This is a genomic window from Pseudomonas oplopanacis (assembly GCF_057128725.1).
Window position 1 is genome coordinate 298226 of the sequence record NZ_JBSKHV010000006.1, and the last position, 18358, is coordinate 316583.

The following is an 18358-nucleotide window of genomic DNA, read 5'->3' on the forward strand; positions in this document are numbered from 1 at the left end:
CCCTGTGGCGAGGGAGCTTGCTCCCGCTCGGCTGCGCAGCAGTCGTAAATCCAGTGAATGCTGGTTTACCTCAGAAATCCGGTGGCAGGTTTGGGGCCGCTTCGCAGCCCAGCGGGAGCAAGCTCCCTCGCCACAAAAGTTTTTATCCAGCAGGATCGGTGGTGATCTCGCGCCACATGTGGATTTTGTCGAAGTAGTCCTCGCCCACGCGCACCGCCAGCGGTTCCAGGCCGAACTGGATGAAGCCGCAACGCTGGTACAGGTTGAACGCGGCTTCATTGCCGGCAGTAACCGTCAGCTGAATCACCTTCAGCCCCGGATGCTGTTGCGCCTCGGCCAACGCCGCCTGCACCAGCTGATACCCCAACCCGCGCTGACGAACCGTACCGGACACGTACATGCCAAACAGTGTCGCCTTGTGCCGGGCCTTTTCCCGAGGTTCGAAGGCGAGACCGACGATGCCGGCCAGCTTGCCCTCCTCGAATGCCCCGAACACCACATCCAGTTTGCTGGTCAGGCGCCCTTCCCACCAGCTCAGCGGCATCGCCGCGCGCTCGCGCACGCTGGAGGTGAACGCCTGCGGATGCCGGTCATAGGCTTCGAGCATCAGCTCCCGGTAAGCCAGTGCATGACTGGCGTCCAGACGTTCAATCCACATGGTCAAGCCGTCCTGCGTTGCTCAAGCATCAGCCGCACCGCCAGCGCCGCCAACACAAACCCCATGACATAGCGCTGCGCCGCCAGCCAGGTCGGGTTCCTGACGAACCACGAAGCGATGCCCGCCGCGAACAGCGCGATCAGCAGGTTGACGCAGAAGCTGACGCTGATCTGGGTCAGGCCGAGGATGATGCTTTGGCTGAACACCGAGCCGTGTTCAGGGTTGATGAACTGCGGAAACACCGACAGGTAGAACACCGCAATCTTCGGGTTGAGCGCGCTGGTGAGAAAGCCCATGGTGATCAATTTGCGCGACGAGTCCGGCGGCAACTGCTGCGCTTCGAACGGCGAACGGGCACCGGGTTTGACCGCCTGCCAGGCCAGCCACAGCAAATACAACGCCCCCGCCCACTTCAACACTTCATACGCCATCGGCACCGCCAGAAACACCGCGGTCAAACCGGCCGCCGCCGCAAACAAATGCACAAAGAAGCCCGCGACCACGCCCAGCAAAGACGTCACGCCCGCCTTGCGCCCCTGGCAGATCGAACGGGAGATCAGGTAGATCATGTTCGGCCCCGGCGTCAGCACCATCAGCAACGCAGCAGCGGCGAAAATCAGTAGGTCTTGAAGCGGGATCATGGGCAATCCTTCGTCCGGAAATGATCAGGCAGGTTCAGTCAGCGATGCTCGATAAAACGGCAGGATCAGGTCCCGTGTCAAGGGTGCCAGCGTGACACCGCCGTCGGTGGCCGGGTCGATCCAGATCACTTCTTCAATCTCCGCAGCGGGGGTGACATCCACATTGATGGTCAGCAAAAACAGCTCGGCCTGTACGACAAAACCCGGCTCATTGGCCGCCGGTGCCGAGAATTGCCCAAGGTAGCTGGCGTGCGCGGGATCGATGATCAACCCCAGCTCTTCTTCCAGCTCACGGGCCAGTGCGTGAACCGGTTGTTCATGGATTTCGATCTTGCCGCCCGGTTGCATGAAGGCTTGGGTGCCGCGCTTGCGCACCAGCAATGTACGGCCGTCGGGACCGATCAACAGGGCGGCGGCGATGCGGATGATGCGTGGCGAATCAGTGGAGGGAAGGGTCATGGGTCGGAGAGGGCCTTGGGTAAAGACCGCAAGGATCCCATGCTCACCGGGTGCTCGTCATCCGACGGACACTACAAGTTCTGACAGTCGAATCGCCTGAACAAGAGGATCTATCCACGTACCAGCTCGGAAATTTCCCACGCGTGGTTTTGGTAGCGTGTTCGACATCTATTCAGCCGTCATTTGCCTACCTCGCCTCGCAAGGAACATGTTGCATGTCCGATATCTCGACGCTCAAAGAAAAGAACAACCTCAAGACATTCCACTTCATTCTATTGACTGCATTGACGATGGGACTGTATCCCAATGTCTGGTTGTACAAAACCGCTGTAGCGGTGGAAGACCTCACGGGTATCAAGACCCTGAGCACGAGATTCATGATTGGATATCTGACGTTGTGTGGTATCGGCGGTGTACTGAGCAGCACGCCTGTTTTGGGTTTCTCGCTGGCGCTGGCTGTCTGGCTGCTCTCACTTGCATGGTGCTTTCGGGTACGAAGAGCGCTCAGGGCTTACGCTTTGACTGAACACAATTTCGAATTACGTATGAATCGTGTCTACTCCGTCCTGTTCACCTTTTTCCACATTAACTACTGCATCAATTCCCTCCCCCGGGACAAGCAAAAACACCAAGACAAAAAACCATCGACATCCCACTCCGTTCAAGCCTGAAACAAGAAAGGGCAGGTAACCGAAAGTTGCCTGCCCTTTTACTGCTGTAACCGATGATCCTGCGTTTTTTGGGGGGATTTACGTGGCTTCCTGGAAATCCATCTCCGGTGGCTGGCGACGGAAACCGCCAGTCAATACCGCAAGGTACACCACACCAATGGCCAGCCAGCTCAGGCCGAGGTAAATCGCCAAATGGTCGAGGCTGACCATCAGCCACAAGTCCGCCACCAGACCAATGAACGGGAACACCAGGAACAGCACCAGCTCACGGGGGCCTTTTTTCTCGCCGCCGATCCAGTAGTGAAAAATCACCGACAGGTTGACCAGGCTGAAGGCGAGGAACGCGCCGAAGTTGATGAACGAGGTCGAGGTGGTGACGTCCAGTTTCAGCGCCAGCAACGCGACGACGGCGCACAACAGGATGCTGTTGACCGGGGTGCCGAAGCGTTCGTGCAAGTTGCCGAAGAACGATTTCGGCAACACACCGTCGCGGCCCATGGCGAACAGCAGGCGCGAACCGCTGGCCTGCGCCGACAGGCCCGAGGCGAACTGGCCGACGATCAGGCCGATCAGGAAGATCGACACGAACAGGTCGCCGCCGATATTGCGGGCGATTTCATAGGCCGCCGAGTCGACGTTGTCGAACTGGAACGACGGGTGCGCGATCTGCACGAAGTAGGAGACGCTGACGAAGATCAGCCCGCCGATCAGGGTGATCAGCATGATTGCCCGCGGGATGGTGCGGCGCGGGTCGCGGGTTTCTTCGGTCAGGGTGCTGACCGCGTCGAAGCCCAGGAACGAGTAACAGGCAATGGCCGCGCCGCTCATGATCAGCGGCATCTGCATGTCGCCGTTGAAGAACGGTTTGATCGACCACAAGGGTGTGCTCGCGTCGCCACCGACGTAGTGGATGCAAAGCACCACGAAAGCGATCAGCACCAGGGCTTGCACCAACATCAGCAAGGCGTTGATGCCGTTGGCCAGTTTCAGGCCGACGATGTTGATCGCGCTGGTGATGCCGATGAACGCCAGCACCCACAGCCATTGCGGCACGGCCGGGAACGCGGAGTTGAGGTAGGCGGCGCCGATCAGCCAGATCGCCATCGGCAGGAACAGGTAATCGAGCAGCACCGCCCAACCGGCGATGAAGCCGAGTTTCGGGCTGATGGCTTTGCGCACGTAGCTGTAGGCCGAGCCTGCGACGGGGAACGCCGAGGCCATTCGGCCGTAGCTCATGGCGGTGAAAAACATCGCCACCAGTGCCGCGAGGTACGCGGCCGGCACCATGCCAGCGGTGGATTGAGCGAGGATGCCAAAGGTGCCGAGCACAATGATCGGCGTCATGTAGGCAATGCCAAACAGCACCACCGAACCCAATGACAGGGTGCGTTGCAAACGAGCCATGAGCGACTACTCCGAATTTATTAGATTTATGGCAGAGCCGAGTTCGGCGCTAAATTTCGGGGGTTACTTTGTTGTTTTGGGTGATCGGTCAAACAGGTGTGTTGTCTGTCAGGGCCTCTTCGCGAGCAGGCTCGCTCCCACAGGGGATCTCCAGTGGACACACATCCAATGTGGGAGCGAGACTGCTCGCGAAAGGGCCAGTCGGAGCAATGCAACCTCCGGATCAGCGCGAAGGAATCAGCAACTCCCGAACCCCGCCAGCCCGCTCCACAATCTCTCCCGGCAGCTTCAGCCGTTGATCATCCAGATACCGGTAGTCCTTGCGTGCCGCGTCCAGCCGGTTGAAATCCAGCTCAACCGTAAATTGCCCTTCATCGCGCCCCGCCTCGAACACCAGCGTGCCCAGCGGATCCACCAGCGCGCTGCCGCCGGCGAACATCAACCCGTCATCGCCCGGCTCCACTCGATTGACCATCAGCGCAAACGCCTGGTTTTCCTGGGCGCGAGCCATGATCGCGGTGCGGTGCGTCGGGCCGTAGGGGTCCATGTTTCCGTTGGTGACGATCAGCAGTTCAGCGCCCAGTTGCGCGAGGGCGCGGGCGGTTTCCGGGAACTCGATGTCGTAGCAGATCAGCAGGCCGACCCGCACACCGTTCCACTCGCAGGTGGCGTAACGGTCGCCGGGCTCGAACACGCCGCGATCCGAGGCCCACAAATGCGTTTTGCGGTATTTCAGCGCGATGCCTTCAGGGGTGATCAGCAGCGTGGTGTTGTAGAAACGGCCGTTGTCGTTTTCGGCCATGCCGATCACCACCGCGATGTTGCGCTCGCGGGCGGCGGCAAGGACCGCGCTGACGGTCGGGCCGGTCAGCGGTTCGGCGGTTTGCGCCACGGTGTCGGCGGTCGGAAAGCCCATCAGGTGGGTTTCCGGGAAGACGATCAGTTGGGTGTCGGCAGCGCAGGCCGTAATCGCCGCCAGGGCGCGTTCGAGGTTGTACGCGGTGCCGTTGTCACGGCCCGCCAACTGGGCGAGTTCGACTTTCATCGGTATTCCTTGTTCTTGGGGAGGCCGGGCGGCAGAAAGATTGCCCGGCCGGTTTCTGTGCGCCAGTATGCGCAGCAAGCCACCGGCCGGGGAATCACGCCGCTGGGGTAACCCGATAGGGGTAGAGGCATGACACTTTCGCTGGACGACATCGCTTGGCACCGTTCGGTCGGGCAACTGATCGACGCGCTGGACAAACCCAATTTCTGGACGCAACTGGTGCGTCTGCTGGATCAATACGTGACCTTCGACAGTTGGGTGGCCCTGCTTTTCAGCGCCGACCAGCACCCGCAAGTGTTCGCCGAATGCCCCGGCGAGGACGGCAGCCCGGATCAGCTGTTTCAGGATTACCTGCGCGGCTTGTACCTGCTCGACCCGTTCTACATCGCGTGCCGCGAGCAGTCGCGCACCGGTCTCTATCGCCTGTCGGAAGTGGCGCCGGAGCACTTTGAGCTGACCGAGTATTACCAGCGCTACTTTCGTCTGAATGTGGTCGCTGATGAAATCCAGTTCAATTGCCAGCTCGAAGGCGACCGCACGTTGTGCCTGTCACTGGGCAGCAAGCAGCGTTTCAGTGCCCAGCAGATTGCCTTGCTGTCGCTGATTCAGCCGTGGGTGCTGGGCCTGTTGCGCCAGCGCCTGCCCTACGAAATCAACGAAGTCGTGGCCCTGGCACCGTCGCCACCGCAACCTGACTGGCGCGTGCAGCTGGAAGCGTCGGTGCAGCAACTCAAAGGTGCGCAACTGACCGCTCGGGAACTGGACGTCGGGCGATTGATGCTCAGCGGTTGCTCCAGTAAAGAAATCGCCCGTAAGCTGGAAATCTCCGTGGAAACCGTGAAAGTCCATAAGAAACACATGTACAGCAAGCTGGGGATCAAATCCCAGTCCGAGCTGTTTTCGATTTTTCTGCAGGCGCAGAATGCCTGACTGAAACGCGGAGTGCTTTTTACTGTGGGATCTATGTGTATCCAACACCTGCTGCGTTGAAATAATTGAGTCCGAACCCAAGGAAACCGTATGAGCCTGTCACTCCTGAGCCGCTACGCCTTCTTTGCCGCTTGCGTGATCTTCACCCTCGCCAGCCTGCCCTTCCTGCAATACGACTGGCTCTGGCCGATCACCGCCATCACCGGCGTGCTCAGCCTGATCGGCCTGTTCGATCTGCTGCAAAGCCCGCACGCGGTGCGCCGCAACTACCCGATCTTGGGCAATATCCGTTACCTGGTGGAAGGTATTCGCCCGGAAATCCGCCAGTACCTGCTCGAATCCGACAGCGACGCCCTGCCCTTCTCCCGGGCCCAGCGGTCGCTGGTCTATTCGCGCGCCAAGAACGAAAGTGCCGACAAGCCCTTCGGCACCCTGATCGACGTGTATCAATCAGGCTTCGAGTTCATCGGTCACTCGATGCGCCCGGCGCCGTTGAGCGATCCGAGCGCCTTTCGCGTGATCGTCGGCGGCCCGCAGTGCACCCAGCCGTACTCGGCCTCGGTGTTCAACATCTCGGCCATGAGTTTCGGCTCGCTCAGCGCCAACGCGATTCGGGCACTGAACCAAGGCGCCAAACTCGGCAACTTCGCCCATGACACCGGCGAAGGCAGCATCAGCGCTTATCACCGGGAAAATGGCGGTGACCTGACCTGGGAACTCGGCAGCGGCTACTTCGGCTGCCGCACCGCCGACGGCCGCTTCGACCCGGAACGCTTCGCCGCCCAAGCACAGACCCCGCAAGTGCGCATGATCGAAATCAAGATGAGCCAGGGCGCCAAACCCGGCCACGGCGGCATCCTGCCCAAGCACAAGGTCACCAAGGAAATCGCTGAAACCCGCGGCATCATGATGGGCGAAGACTGCATCTCGCCGTCGCGGCACAGTGCGTTTTCCACGCCAATCGAACTGATGCATTTCATCCAGCAACTGCGAGAACTGTCCGGCGGCAAACCGGTGGGCTTCAAGTTCTGCCTCGGTCATCCGTGGGAATTCATGGGCATCGCCAAGGCCATGCTGGAAACCGGCATCCTGCCGGACTTCATCGTCGTCGACGGCAAGGAAGGCGGCACCGGCGCCGCGCCGGTGGAGTTCACCGACCACATCGGCGTGCCGATGCGCGAAGGTTTGTTGTTCGTGCACAACACACTGGTCGGCCTGAACCTGCGGGACAAAATCAAACTCGGTGCCAGCGGCAAGATCGTCAGCGCCTTCGACATCGCCAGCGTCCTGGCCATCGGCGCCGATTGGGCCAACTCGGCACGCGGTTTCATGTTCGCCATCGGTTGCATCCAGTCGCAAAGCTGCCACACCAACAAATGCCCGACCGGCGTCGCCACCCAGGACACCTTGCGCCAGCGCGCACTGGTGGTCCCGGACAAAGCCCAGCGCGTGTTCAACTTCCACCGCAACACACTCAAGGCCCTGGCCGAAATGCTCGCGGCGGCCGGTCTCGATCACCCTTCACAACTGTCGGCCAAGCATCTGGTACGGCGCATGTCGGCGACCGAAATCAAGCTGTTCTCGCAGCTGCATGTGTTCTTGAAACCGGGGGAATTGCTCACGGGTGAAGTGAATGGCGAGTTTTACTCGCGGATGTGGCAGATGGCGCGGGCGGACAGTTTTGAGCCTAATGAGGGAGTTGCTGCGTAAATAACGGCTGAAAAACGATTTCATGGGGAGTAGGAGCGCCGTCCAGGACGAACAAGCGGGCCTCGCTTTCTCCGCCCCTGAGCGTTAGTACGTGTATCCAGTCGTTTGGAAATAATCGGCGGTGTTCAGGATCGGATTGACCCGCTACCCACCAGACCCTTCTCGCCTTCGGCTTCATGGCCGAAAAATCCATGAATGCGGTGCCCTCTGCTCGCCCGGGGACTAACGCACACCCCCCAAAACCGTAGGTGTCGCAGGACACGCCGGTCGATTTCACAACGTACATCTTCGGCTGGATGCCCGTTGTGTTGTAGTACATGAACGGCAAGTACCAAAATAATCCTTCGACCACGATTTCGTCATCCGGGCGAGCCTCGCGAGCGATCCCGGCCGCTAGCACGTCCAGCCTGGCCTCGTGACGAAAAACGGCATCGCCCATTACATCAGACTGCTCGTAAACCGCCGTCAGCCCATACGTTTGCACCCCGACAACCAGAACAAAAGCCAAAGTGGCGAGGATTCTGCATTGCCGTCCCAAACCTTCCAGCGCAACAGCAAGGATCATGGGTAATCCTGCAGCCGCGAACACAAGGTATCGTTGGAGGAAAAGGGGGAGGATTTGCGACAGCAGAAAAACAATCAGTACCGGTACGAAGAAGTAACTCACCAGCAGCGCGCTGTAGCGGTGTTGACTCCGGTCTTTCGACAACACAAATAGTGCGCAAGCAACGACCAATACCGTCGGCACCAGACGCCACCCTAAAGACGCTGGCACATCACTCATCGCCATGAATGACCAAACAACCGTCAGTGCGACCTCCCACGTAAGAGGCGGTATCCAGTCGTGCCGATTTCCGTACTGCAGTTGATCGATGAAATGGGGTAACCACGGCAGGAACAACACGACAATGGCAGCGTTGGCGCCTATCCATGCACGGGCGGATAAACCGCGCGACCGCCACCAAAAAACCCAATGCACGACGACACACAACGCGGCGAAAAAATGGGTATAGAACGCTGCCGTCATCAGCAGCACATAAATGATCGCAAAACGCTTTTGCTGCGGTGAATTGACCCAACACACCAACGCCACGGTGGCGCTCATCAGCCAGAAACCAAGCAGGGCATACATCCTGATTTCCTGACTGTAGCGAACCGATATCGGCAGCAACGCAAACAACAATGCAGCCATCCAGGTTGCCCTTCGTGTCGCCACCAGACTCATCAGCTTGATGCACAGCAACAACGTGCCGACATCGGCCAGGACACTCAGCGAACGCGCAGCCAGGGCGCCATTACCGAACATCAGGATCCAGTAATGCAACATCACGTAGTAAAGCGGTGGATTCACGTCTCGAGCCGTGGTGTTCCAGATATCCGCAGGCAACCGCTCGGCGAGCAGCAGGCTAAAGGCTTCGTGGAACCAGACGGGCGACGTGGTGATGGCGTGAAACCTCACGAATAACGCGATCGCCACCACCACAAACAGCGCCGCCACCTCCCCAGTGCAGCGCGAAATTTTCACGCTTCGCGCTCGCTGAACAAGATAAATCGCGAAAAGAAAAACCCGCAGACCAGGCTCAACAGCGAGAACGATGCGACGGTCACCAGGCCGTGGAGCTTCCACACATCGGCATAGTGGCCAACCACAACACTCAGTACGCCCATGAAGCCGATATACACCAGATAACGAACCACCGACGCCCCGGCTTCAAATGTGTACAGCGCATGCACATAGAAGGAAAACGTCGCTGCCACACAAAATGCCGAAAAGTTACTGGCGGCCTGACTAAATCCGGCGGCCGTGTTCAGTACATAAAAGAGCTGCCAATGAATCAGCGTATTGGCCACGCCAACCACCGCGTAGGTGGAAAACTCCTTCCATAAGGCTTTCATGTCCGCTCCCTGGCTGGTTGCTGTTTCAGGCGTCAACCTAAAGCCAGCGCAAGTGTGCGTCTACTGTCAGAACTATCAGGTAGCGCGACCTTCCAGACCAGCGGTCGATTACCACTGCAGCGTGGTGACCCGGGGTGGTTCTTTCATGACGATAAAGCCGTAATCCCCCAGCAGATAAATGCGATAGAACAGGCTGTCCACCAGCGGTGGATAACCCTGGTATCCCACCCGCGTGGCGTTGCGCCGCTCCTTTTCCCTGACCACGTTGGTGATGCCGGTTTTCGGCAGGTTTTCCGCGAGCATGTAGAAGTCGATGTTCAGCAAATAGTGCAGCACCGGCATTTGCTTGAAGGAGCCGGCGGCCGCCACCAGCCAGTGATCCGAATAGCTGACCGACAGGTAAATGCGCTTGGCGTTGCGCAATGCCGGGCGAGAGGCGATGTCGGCACTCAAGGCGTACAAGGCGTTAGTCGTGAAAGTCTTTTGCAGGGTCAGCACGCGGCCATAGGCGAAGGACAACGAGAGCGTCGCCAACAGCGGGATCAACAACAGCAATGGCAGCTTTGCATGCAATGACGCCAGCACCCGATGACTCAGGTAGAACAACAAAACCAGGACGACGCCGAAGCCCATCAAGGTTCGGGCGCCTTCATTGAAGTCGCGGAAAAACAAGGAGGCGCCGGGCACCAGCAACAGCAAAACCGGCAGCATTAAAAGACAGGCGATACCGATTACCGCTTTGTGCAGGCCCGAGTCCCACCGCGCCAGCACACCGCGCCCCACGCACACGCCACCGGCGATGGCGCACAACAACAGCGCGCCGAACACCCAGGCAAATCCGCCATGAAACAGCAGCGCGATTTTTTCCAGGACCCGGCCAGCATTGATTTCAACTTGCAGCAGCGGTGCCGCCTCGCCGTTCAGCATCGAGGTGCGTGCTTGACTCATATAGGCAAAAGCCGTGGCGTAATAGATCAAGCCAGCCAGCAGCAACTGCGCGCCTTTCCAGCCAAGCAATCTGCACCATGCGGGCCACGCTAATCGGTCGCTGGCCCCCCGCAGCAGTTCCAGGCAACAGAGCCCGAGAAACACGTTGATGCTGACCTGATATAGGCCGATGGCCAATGCGATCAGCAGGGCCGGAACGATGAGTTGCTGAACGCGCGAGAGGCTGCGGAAGGTGATCGCGCAGATCACCGCCACCACGCTCAGCGCCATGGTCGGCCCGTCGTATTGGTACGACAGGTTTTGCAGGAAAAACGGGTTGTACCAAAGTGGCAGCAACACCAGGCAATGGGCAAACGTCGGTTCGGGGAAATAGTGGAACGTCAGGCGCGTCAGGGCGGCGCTCATGGCCAGCGTGGCGATCAACAACGGCAATGGGAAGATATTGGGCGCGGCACCGCTGAAGGTCAGCAGGTGATAGAACCATTGCGCGAACAGGCGGCCCTCCTCCGTCCACGCCGTGCCGGCGGCCAGGGAACGCCAGTTGTCGTCGATGTAGGGGTAATCCGCGAGGATCAGCGGCAGGACATACAGCAGCGTAGCGAGCAAAAAAAACAGCCAGACCTGACGGCCTCCCAATTCTTTTTCGAGCCAATCGCTGATGCTCATTCCGGCGCCTCTGGGGGGAATACCGACCCTAAGTCGATAATGCTTTGATCCCGACGGTAGTCAGAGATCGTGAGGCTGCCGGGCTTTTAGACAAGCGGTTGTCCCTTGGCAATGCTTGAGACATTCCGTAATACCCACGCTTTGCAATTGCCGGCGATTCCCTGCACCCTGCGCGCCGCCGATGAGCGGCGTACAACCCTTTGTGCCACCGCTCGCTCCTACTTCAAAACCGTTCAAGAGCCCGCCGCCATGACGACTGAACGCGATCACCGAATCGACTTTTTCCGAGGCCTGGCACTGATCTTCATCTTCTGGGATCACGTGCCTCACAACCCCTTGGGTCAAATCACCCTGCGTAATGTCGGCTTCAGCGATGCGGCGGAGATCTTCGTGTTTCTGGCCGGTTATGCGGCGGTCCTGGCCTACGGCAAAATCCTTGCACGGGACGGTTACTTGATTGCCTGCGTGAAAATCCTGCGCCGCGCCTGGGTGCTGTATGTGGTGCATATTTTCCTGTTGGCGATGCTGATGGGCATCGTGTTTTTCGCTAACAGCCATGTGGAAACCCGAGATCTGGTCGAGGAAATGGGTCTGCATCACTTCATCACCAACCCGCAGCAGGCGTTGACGGATGAATTGCTGCTGCGCTTCAAACCGAACCTGATGGACCCGTTGCCGCTGTACATCGTGCTGCTGGCCGGATTGCCGCTGGTGTTGCCGATGCTGGTACGCAAGGCCTGGGCGGTGGTGGCGGTGTCGTTGACCGTTTACCTGCTGGCGCCCTCCTTTGGCTGGAACCTGGCCGCGATCAAGGACGGCGTGTGGTACTTCAACCCGGTCACCTGGCAACTGCTGTTTGTGCTCGGTGGCGCGGCGGCGATTCACGGGCAAAGGCCTCGACTGGCCGAGACGCGTGCGCTGCTGCGCCAGCCATTGTTTGTCAGTGCGGCGATTTATGCGGTGCTGGCCGGGGTGATTACCGTGTCCTGGCGCTGGCCGCAAATACATGACGCGCTGATGCCCTCCCTGCTGAGCAACCTGCTGTACCCGATCAGCAAGACCGACCTGTCGCCGGTGCGCCTGCTGCACTTTCTGGCCTTGGCGTATGTCACGGCGAAACTGCTGCCGGACACGGGCTGGACGCAACACTGGCTGGCCCGGCAATGCTCCCGCATGGGTCGTTACTCGCTGGAAGTGTTCTGCCTCGGTGTGTTGCTTGCGCCGTTGGCTGACATGGTCAACGCCCTGACCGACGATGCGTTTGCCATGCAGATTTTCACCGCGCTGGTGGGGGCCGGGTTGATGGGGTTGTTGGCGGTCTGGCTGGAGTTCAATAAACGCCTGACACGATCACCGCAAAACGCAGTCGCCTGAAACCAAAAAGCCCCGGTCATCTCGACCGGGGCTTTTTCGTTTCAAGCGTTACGTCTTACGAAGCCGAACGCACTGCGCCTTGCGACACATTGCTCGGTTGCAGCTTGAACACGTAGAACAACACCGTCAGCAGCACCAGGAACGCCGGGCCGACATACAGCGCCACGCGGGTTTCCGGGAAGTACGCCATCAGGCCGACCACCAGCACCAGGAACGCCAGCGCCAGGTACGAGCTGACCGGGTACAGCCACATCTTGTATTTGAGGCCGGCACGTTCGCTGGCGCTCAAGCCCTGGCGGAATTTGAGCTGGGCCAGCAGGATCATCACCCAGGTCCAGATCGCACCGAAAGTGGCAATTGCTGTGACCCAGACGAAGACCTGCTCCGGCACCAGGTAATTGAGCAACACGCCCAGCAGCAACACGCCCATCGACAGCAGCAAGGCGCGACGGGGCACGCCGTTACTCGAGGTCTTGGCGAAACCGGCCGGGGCCTGGCCGTTTTGCGCCAGGCTGTAGAGCATGCGCCCGGTGCTGAAGATGCCACCGTTGCAGGACGACAGCGCCGCGGTGATCACCACGAAGTTGATGATGCCGGCGGCGGTCTTGATGCCCAGACGCTCGAAGGTCATCACAAACGGGCTGCCCTGGGTGCCGATTTCGTTCCACGGGTAGATCGACAGGATCACGAACAGTGCGCCGACGTAGAACAGCAGAATCCGCCAGAACACCGAGCCGATGGCATCCGGGATGGTCTTCTGCGGGTTCTTGGCTTCACCGGCGGTCAAGCCGATCATCTCGACGCCGAGGTAGGCGAACATGACCATTTGCAGCGACATCAACACGCCTTGCACGCCATTGGGCATGAAACCGCCGTGCGCCCAGAGGTTGGAAATCCCCAGCGCCACACCGTCGTTACCGAAGCCGAATGCAATCACGCCGATACCGCCAATCACCATTGCAATGATGGTGACGATCTTGATCAGGGCGAACCAGAACTCGAACTCACCGAAGGCTTTGACCGCGATCAGGTTGATGGTGCCCATGCTGATCAACGCCGACAGCGCCCAGATCCAGCGCGGCACATCCGGGAACCAGACGCCCATGTACACCGCCACGGCAGTGATTTCCGCGACGCAGGTCACCAACCATAAAAACCAATAGTTCCAGCCGGTGAGGAAGCCCGCCAGGGGGCCGAGGTAGTCTTGGGCGTAACGGCTGAACGAGCCGGCGACCGGGTTGTGCACAGCCATCTCGCCGAGGGCACGCATGATCACCAGGATCGCCAGACCGCCGATGATGTAGGACAACATGATGGCGGGGCCGGCCATTTCGATGGCCTTGGCCGAACCCAGGAACAGGCCGACGCCGATACAGGCACCGAGTGCCATCAAGCGAATATGCCGTTCGCCGAGTTCGCGTTTAAGCGGGCCGCCCTGAGCGGTCTCGCCGTGGGGCAGGTGATTGCCAGCAGGCATAGGGACATCCTCGTCTTGTTATTGGATATAGCCACCGAGTGTCGAAGCGCTGACCGATAAGCCATTGCTTGCCTGAAACCGGCCTGCTTCGTGAGCAGGACCGTCCTGTAGGACAAAACCTCCAGGATCAGCGGGACGTGCAGTATAAAAAGCATTGCTCAGGTGTTTTCACTCTATAAACCATAAATTACAGCCACAACTCTCGGTAAAAGCGGCTTTTACGGAGAGGCTTTAACTGGCTAAAAGTGATTTCACCCGTTGCAGAAAACGGCGCCGAGTATTGCACAGCATTGGTGCATCGTCATGCCCAGACCTTCGCCGCATTTACCAGACGACGTGTCTAGCTCAGCTATTTCAGACACCAACTCCCTCGCCACAGAAACTGTTCCTTCAGATGTTTCAGACATTTCACTCAGATGTTGAAGCCACACAGAAACGAAGGCATGGCTAAGGTGAATTGGACTATCAGCTCAAGGACGCAAAGGAATGCATCCACGCCCAAATTCGCACCTGCTGCGCCATGGACGCTGTTCGGAACCTGGCAGGGCTTATCTAATCACTGCGGTTACTCATAAGCGCCGTTGCATATTCAGCGACTGGCAAATGGGCCGTTTGCTGGTCGCCGAGCTCAGGCGAGCCCATGAAGACAAATGGGTCAATTCGATAGCCTGGGTCGTCATGCCAGATCATTTCCATTGGCTGGTACAACTCGAACAACGCACCCTGGCGCAACTCATGCAGGCCATCAAATCGCGCAGCACGCTCACCATCAACCAGGCATCAAATTGTCGAGGGGCCTTCTGGCAAACCGGCTATCACGACCGCGCAATCCGCGATGGCGAAGAACTCCTGCCGTTCGCGCGATACGTAGTTGCCAACCCGTTGCGTGCCGGGCTGGTGGAAAAAATCGGTGATTACCCCCTGTGGGATGCCTGTTGGTTGTAAAACGTCCCAAAGGTCACCTATGCCCCTGTGGCGAGGGAGCTTGCTCCCGCTCGGCTGCGCAGCAGTCGCAAAACCTGCAACCCTATTTGCCTGAAAAAATCGCGATTGCCAGCGTTAGGGCCGCTTCGCAGCCCAGCGGGAGCAAGCTCCCTCGCCACAAAAAACAAAACAGATTGAAAAATTGTGCACTCACAATTTTTTCGCCATCGCCAACCACCGTCTAAGCTTCAGACAAGTCAGATCAATCTGCGTGAATGGATCAATCGGCTATGGGCGCTTTGTGGCAAACCGATACGAGTAAAACTGTGGTCCCAACTGAACGTGTGGATGAAGCGCCATCACCTGAAAAACCTCGCACCAGTCGTGTCAAACACGGCTGGAAGGCGTTTTGGTTGTTGCTGCTGATCATCGCGATTGTCGTGGGACTGGCGGCCGCCAAGGAAATGCGCACCTCGAAATTCCAATCCAGGGAAGTCAGCAAATTTGCCGCGTCCCTGAGCTATTCCCTGGAACCAGGCCCCAGCGATGCCATTCGTTACCCTGGCGCCGGGCCTTTTGATTTACGTCTGGGCTACAGCTCACTGGATGAGTTCCTGCCGCGGTTGCTCAAGCGCGATTACGTGATTTCAGCCCAAACCCGTTTTTCCCAGAAGTTGATGGATTACAGCGGCAAGGGCCTATTCGTGCCCTACTCCGAGAAAATCCAGGCAGGCCTGTCCATCACCGATTGCCGTGCCATGCCGCTGTACCAGTTCAAATACCCGCAACAGCTGTACTCAAGCTTTGATTCGATCCCGCCGGTGGTGGTCAGCAGCCTGTTGTTCATCGAGAACCGCTTCCTGCTCGACCCCAAGCAACCCTTGGCCAACCCCGCCGTGGACTGGCCGCGCTTCGGCATGGCCGCGTGGTCGCAGGTGGCCAAATTGATTCACCTGCCAGGCCAGTCGGCGGGCGGTAGCACCTTGGCGACACAGCTTGAAAAGTATCGGCATTCACCGGATGGCCTGACGGTGTCGGGCGCGGAAAAGATCCGGCAGATGATCTCTGCCACCGTACGCGCCTATCAGGCCGGTCCGGAAACCCTTGAGGCCCGGAAAAATGTGGTGCGCGACTACCTCAACAGCGTGCCGCTGTCCGCCGTGCCCGGCCATGGTGAAGTGCATGGCATGGCCGAAGGGTTGCGCGTCTGGTACGGCGCCGACTTCGACAAGGCCAACGAGACGCTGAACAGCCCTGACACCGACCCAAAGACGATGGCCGCCAAAGGCCTGGCCCTGCGTGAAATGCTCTCACTGATGATTGCCCAGCGCCGCCCTTCCCACTACCTGACCAAGGGCCGTGATGAACTGGTCGACCTCACCGACAGTCACATTCGCCTGCTCGCCCAGAACAACGTGATCGATGCGCCGTTCGCAGCGGCAGCGCTGGCCAGCAAGGTCACTTACCGCGACTGGCAAACCCAACCGACCATTCAACCGATCGAAACCAACAAAGGCATCAGCGTGGCCCGCAGTCGCCTGGGCGGGTTGCTCAATCGTCCGCTGTACGACCTTGATCGCCTCGACCTGTCCGCCACCAGCACCCTGCAAGGCGACCTGCAAACCAGGGCCACCGAGTACCTCAAGCACCTGGCCGACCCGGCGTTTGCCACGCAGATCGGCTTGATGGGCGAACGCTTGCTCACGCCCACCAGCACCACTCAGGTGCGCTACAGCTTCACCCTGTTTGAACTGACGCCGGACGGCGCGCGCGTGCGGATCCAGACCGACAGCACCGACCAGCCGTTCGACATCAACGAAGGCAGCAAGCTGGAACTGGGCTCCACCGCAAAAATGCGCGTGCTCACCACCTACCTGCAAATCATCGCCGAGCTGCACGATAAATATGCCGGGATGACCGTTCCTGAACTGAAGAAAGTCGATGTCCCCGACCAGGACCGCCTGAGCCGCTGGGCCGTCGATTACCTGATCGAAAACAAAGACCGCAACCTGCCGGCCATGCTCGGCGCGGCGCTGGATCGCAAATACTCGGCCAGCCCTGGCGAAGCGTTTTTCACCGGGGGCGGCTTGCACGTGTTCCATAACTTCCGCAAGGAAGACAACGGCCGCATACCGACCTTGCGCGATGCCCTGCGCGAATCGATCAACCTGCCGTTCATCCGGCTGATGCGCGACCTGGTGCGCTACACCACGTATTCCGGCCCCAACAGCAGCGCCGAACTGCTCAAGGACGACCGAGACCCACGCCGTCAGGAATACCTGGCCAATTTCGCCGACAAAGAAGGCACTTCGTTCCTGCTGAAGTTCTGGAAGAAGTACAAAAACAAGGACACCCAGGCACGGCTCGACACCTTCCTCGACGGCATGCGCCCGACGCCGATCCGCATGGCAGCGGTCCACCGGTATCTGCAGCCACAGGCCAGCCAGGAAAGCTTCAACACCTTTATGCGCTCGCACCTCAAAGGCGCCAAGCTCACCGAAAAACTCACTGACGAACGCCTGCAACGGCTGTACGAAAGTTACAGCCCCGGCGCCTACGACCTGCCGGACCAGGGCTTCATCGCCAAGGTTCACCCGCTGGACCTGTGGCTGATGGGCTACCTGCTGAACAACCCTGACGCCAAGTGGGGCCAGATCGTCAAAGCCAGCCAGTTCGAACGTCAGGAAGTCTATAGCTGGCTGTTCAAAAGCAAGCACAAGGGCGCCCGTGACAGCCGCATCCGCACCATGCTCGAGATCGAAGCCTTCCTGGACATTCACCAGCGCTGGCAGAAAGTCGGCTATCCGTTCGATCACCTGGTGCCGTCGCTGGCCACGGCCATCGGCAGCTCCGGCGACCGTCCGGCAGCGCTGGGCGAGTTGATCGGGACCATTCTCAACGACGGCGTGCGCATGCCGACACTGCGCATCGACACGCTGCATTTCGCGGCCGATACGCCGTACGAAACCAAACTGATCAATGACCCGGTCGCGGGTAAACGGGTGATGCCGTCCGAAGTCGCCACCGCCATGCGCGAAGCCTTGTCGCAAGTGGTGGACGCCGGTACAGCGAAACGTGTGTCCGGCAGTTTCACCCTGCCCGATGGCAAACCGTTGGCCATGGGCGGCAAGACGGGCACCGGCGACAACCGCATTTCCGCCATCGGTTCCGGCGGGCAGGTCATCAGTTCGAAATCCCTGAACCGCACGGCGACCTTCGTGTTCTACATCGGCGATCACCATTTCGGCACCCTCACCGCCTTCGTGCCGGGTCGCTCTGCCGAAACATTCACGTTCACCTCGGCGTTGCCGGTGCAGGTACTCAAGGGCATGGCGCCGATCCTGACGCCGTACCTGCAACCCGCCAGCAACACGGGTTGCCTGCCGATTGAAGTCGTACGGCGTTAACACAAGGGTCATGGCGGGCGGGCGGTAATTAATTATTTTCGGCATTGATAATTCCAATGCTTTTTCAAGGACCCACACCGACTCAACAGCAGTAATTCAAACTTTAACTTTGAGCCATGAACGGTAGGCTGGGAACTCCAACTTATAT

At 59.2% G+C, this 18358-nt stretch carries 15 protein-coding genes; 6 read left to right on the forward strand and 9 right to left on the reverse strand.

Annotated elements, in window-relative coordinates:
• Positions 1-142: 142 nt before the first annotated feature.
• From ACWKV5_RS15335 to ACWKV5_RS15345, 3 genes are read right to left on the reverse strand one after another with little or no spacing between them, the layout of a single operon-like run.
• Entirely contained in the window at positions 143-658 is a 516-nt protein-coding gene (locus tag ACWKV5_RS15335; RefSeq protein WP_483841901.1) for an N-acetyltransferase family protein, read from the reverse strand.
• A gap of 2 nt (positions 659-660) precedes the next feature.
• Positions 661-1299 (reverse strand): LysE family translocator, encoded by a 639-nt coding sequence (locus tag ACWKV5_RS15340; protein ID WP_483841902.1) that lies wholly within the window; start codon positions 1297-1299, stop codon positions 661-663.
• Between the two features lie 24 nt (positions 1300-1323).
• On the reverse strand, positions 1324-1758 hold the full coding sequence (locus ACWKV5_RS15345) for an NUDIX hydrolase (RefSeq protein ID WP_483841903.1): 435 nt from the start codon (positions 1756-1758) through the stop codon (positions 1324-1326).
• Positions 1759-1973: 215 nt separating this feature from the next.
• Here ACWKV5_RS15345 and ACWKV5_RS15350 point away from each other — a divergent pair, with 215 nt between their 5' ends.
• The gene (locus ACWKV5_RS15350; protein ID WP_483841904.1) at positions 1974-2429 is read left to right on the forward strand and encodes a DUF4234 domain-containing protein; all 456 of its coding nucleotides are present in this window, start codon (positions 1974-1976) and stop codon (positions 2427-2429) included.
• A gap of 78 nt (positions 2430-2507) precedes the next feature.
• On the opposite strand, the gene ACWKV5_RS15355 is transcribed toward ACWKV5_RS15350, so the two are convergent.
• Together ACWKV5_RS15355 and ACWKV5_RS15360 are read right to left on the reverse strand one after the other, a co-directional pair.
• The gene (locus ACWKV5_RS15355; RefSeq protein ID WP_483841905.1) at positions 2508-3833 is read right to left on the reverse strand and encodes an APC family permease; all 1326 of its coding nucleotides are present in this window, start codon (positions 3831-3833) and stop codon (positions 2508-2510) included.
• A 223-nt stretch (positions 3834-4056) separates the two neighbouring features.
• The gene (locus tag ACWKV5_RS15360) at positions 4057-4878 is read right to left on the reverse strand and encodes a carbon-nitrogen hydrolase family protein (RefSeq protein ID WP_483841906.1); all 822 of its coding nucleotides are present in this window, start codon (positions 4876-4878) and stop codon (positions 4057-4059) included.
• A gap of 129 nt (positions 4879-5007) precedes the next feature.
• Between ACWKV5_RS15360 and ACWKV5_RS15365 the strand changes: the two genes are divergently transcribed.
• Positions 5008-5808 carry a helix-turn-helix transcriptional regulator gene (locus tag ACWKV5_RS15365; RefSeq protein ID WP_483841907.1) on the forward strand — a complete coding sequence of 267 codons (801 nt, stop codon included), beginning with the start codon at positions 5008-5010 and terminating at the stop codon, positions 5806-5808.
• A 90-nt stretch (positions 5809-5898) separates the two neighbouring features.
• Positions 5899-7518, forward strand: coding sequence for an FMN-binding glutamate synthase family protein (locus ACWKV5_RS15370; RefSeq protein ID WP_483841908.1), 1620 nt, complete (start codon positions 5899-5901; stop codon positions 7516-7518).
• Here ACWKV5_RS15370 and ACWKV5_RS15375 read toward each other — a convergent pair.
• The 3 genes from ACWKV5_RS15375 to ACWKV5_RS15385 all read right to left on the reverse strand — a co-directional run bounded on the left by ACWKV5_RS15375 (position 7496) and on the right by ACWKV5_RS15385 (position 11028).
• Entirely contained in the window at positions 7496-9043 is a 1548-nt protein-coding gene (locus ACWKV5_RS15375; protein ID WP_483841909.1) for a glycosyltransferase family 39 protein, read from the reverse strand. The genes ACWKV5_RS15370 and ACWKV5_RS15375 overlap by 23 nt on opposite strands.
• Positions 9040-9414 (reverse strand): GtrA family protein, encoded by a 375-nt coding sequence (locus ACWKV5_RS15380; protein ID WP_483841910.1) that lies wholly within the window; start codon positions 9412-9414, stop codon positions 9040-9042. The genes ACWKV5_RS15375 and ACWKV5_RS15380 overlap by 4 nt, the downstream gene beginning before the upstream one ends.
• 108 nt (positions 9415-9522) lie before the next feature.
• Positions 9523-11028 (reverse strand): glucosyltransferase domain-containing protein, encoded by a 1506-nt coding sequence (locus tag ACWKV5_RS15385; protein WP_483841911.1) that lies wholly within the window; start codon positions 11026-11028, stop codon positions 9523-9525.
• A gap of 249 nt (positions 11029-11277) precedes the next feature.
• Here ACWKV5_RS15385 and ACWKV5_RS15390 point away from each other — a divergent pair, with 249 nt between their 5' ends.
• The gene (locus ACWKV5_RS15390; protein WP_483841936.1) at positions 11278-12402 is read left to right on the forward strand and encodes an OpgC family protein; all 1125 of its coding nucleotides are present in this window, start codon (positions 11278-11280) and stop codon (positions 12400-12402) included.
• A gap of 55 nt (positions 12403-12457) precedes the next feature.
• On the opposite strand, the gene ACWKV5_RS15395 is transcribed toward ACWKV5_RS15390, so the two are convergent.
• Positions 12458-13879, reverse strand: coding sequence for an amino acid permease (locus ACWKV5_RS15395; protein ID WP_483841912.1), 1422 nt, complete (start codon positions 13877-13879; stop codon positions 12458-12460).
• 486 nt (positions 13880-14365) lie between these two features.
• On the opposite strand from ACWKV5_RS15395, the gene ACWKV5_RS15400 reads away from it, so the two are divergent.
• Both ACWKV5_RS15400 and ACWKV5_RS15405 read left to right on the forward strand, forming a co-directional pair.
• Complete coding sequence (locus ACWKV5_RS15400; protein ID WP_483841913.1) at positions 14366-14824, forward strand: REP-associated tyrosine transposase; 459 nt, start codon at positions 14366-14368, stop codon at positions 14822-14824.
• 269 nt (positions 14825-15093) lie between these two features.
• Positions 15094-18210 carry a transglycosylase domain-containing protein gene (locus ACWKV5_RS15405; protein WP_483841914.1) on the forward strand — a complete coding sequence of 1039 codons (3117 nt, stop codon included), beginning with the start codon at positions 15094-15096 and terminating at the stop codon, positions 18208-18210.
• Positions 18211-18358 lie beyond the last annotated feature (148 nt).

What these genes read in the sequence shown, in the direction of transcription:
- ACWKV5_RS15335 (WP_483841901.1), bottom strand. Translation starts at nt 658, where the DNA reads ATGTGGATTGAACGTCTGGACGCCAGTCATGCACTGGCTTACCGGGAG.
- ACWKV5_RS15340 (WP_483841902.1), bottom strand. Translation starts at nt 1,299, where the DNA reads ATGATCCCGCTTCAAGACCTACTGATTTTCGCCGCTGCTGCGTTGCTG.
- ACWKV5_RS15345 (WP_483841903.1), bottom strand. Translation starts at nt 1,758, where the DNA reads ATGACCCTTCCCTCCACTGATTCGCCACGCATCATCCGCATCGCCGCC.
- ACWKV5_RS15350 (WP_483841904.1), top strand. Translation starts at nt 1,974, where the DNA reads ATGTCCGATATCTCGACGCTCAAAGAAAAGAACAACCTCAAGACATTC.
- ACWKV5_RS15355 (WP_483841905.1), bottom strand. Translation starts at nt 3,833, where the DNA reads ATGGCTCGTTTGCAACGCACCCTGTCATTGGGTTCGGTGGTGCTGTTT.
- ACWKV5_RS15360 (WP_483841906.1), bottom strand. Translation starts at nt 4,878, where the DNA reads ATGAAAGTCGAACTCGCCCAGTTGGCGGGCCGTGACAACGGCACCGCG.
- ACWKV5_RS15365 (WP_483841907.1), top strand. Translation starts at nt 5,008, where the DNA reads ATGACACTTTCGCTGGACGACATCGCTTGGCACCGTTCGGTCGGGCAA.
- ACWKV5_RS15370 (WP_483841908.1), top strand. Translation starts at nt 5,899, where the DNA reads ATGAGCCTGTCACTCCTGAGCCGCTACGCCTTCTTTGCCGCTTGCGTG.
- ACWKV5_RS15380 (WP_483841910.1), bottom strand. Translation starts at nt 9,414, where the DNA reads ATGAAAGCCTTATGGAAGGAGTTTTCCACCTACGCGGTGGTTGGCGTG.
- ACWKV5_RS15385 (WP_483841911.1), bottom strand. Translation starts at nt 11,028, where the DNA reads ATGAGCATCAGCGATTGGCTCGAAAAAGAATTGGGAGGCCGTCAGGTC.
- ACWKV5_RS15390 (WP_483841936.1), top strand. Translation starts at nt 11,278, where the DNA reads ATGACGACTGAACGCGATCACCGAATCGACTTTTTCCGAGGCCTGGCA.
- ACWKV5_RS15395 (WP_483841912.1), bottom strand. Translation starts at nt 13,879, where the DNA reads ATGCCTGCTGGCAATCACCTGCCCCACGGCGAGACCGCTCAGGGCGGC.
- ACWKV5_RS15400 (WP_483841913.1), top strand. Translation starts at nt 14,366, where the DNA reads ATGCATCCACGCCCAAATTCGCACCTGCTGCGCCATGGACGCTGTTCG.
- ACWKV5_RS15405 (WP_483841914.1), top strand. Translation starts at nt 15,094, where the DNA reads ATGGGCGCTTTGTGGCAAACCGATACGAGTAAAACTGTGGTCCCAACT.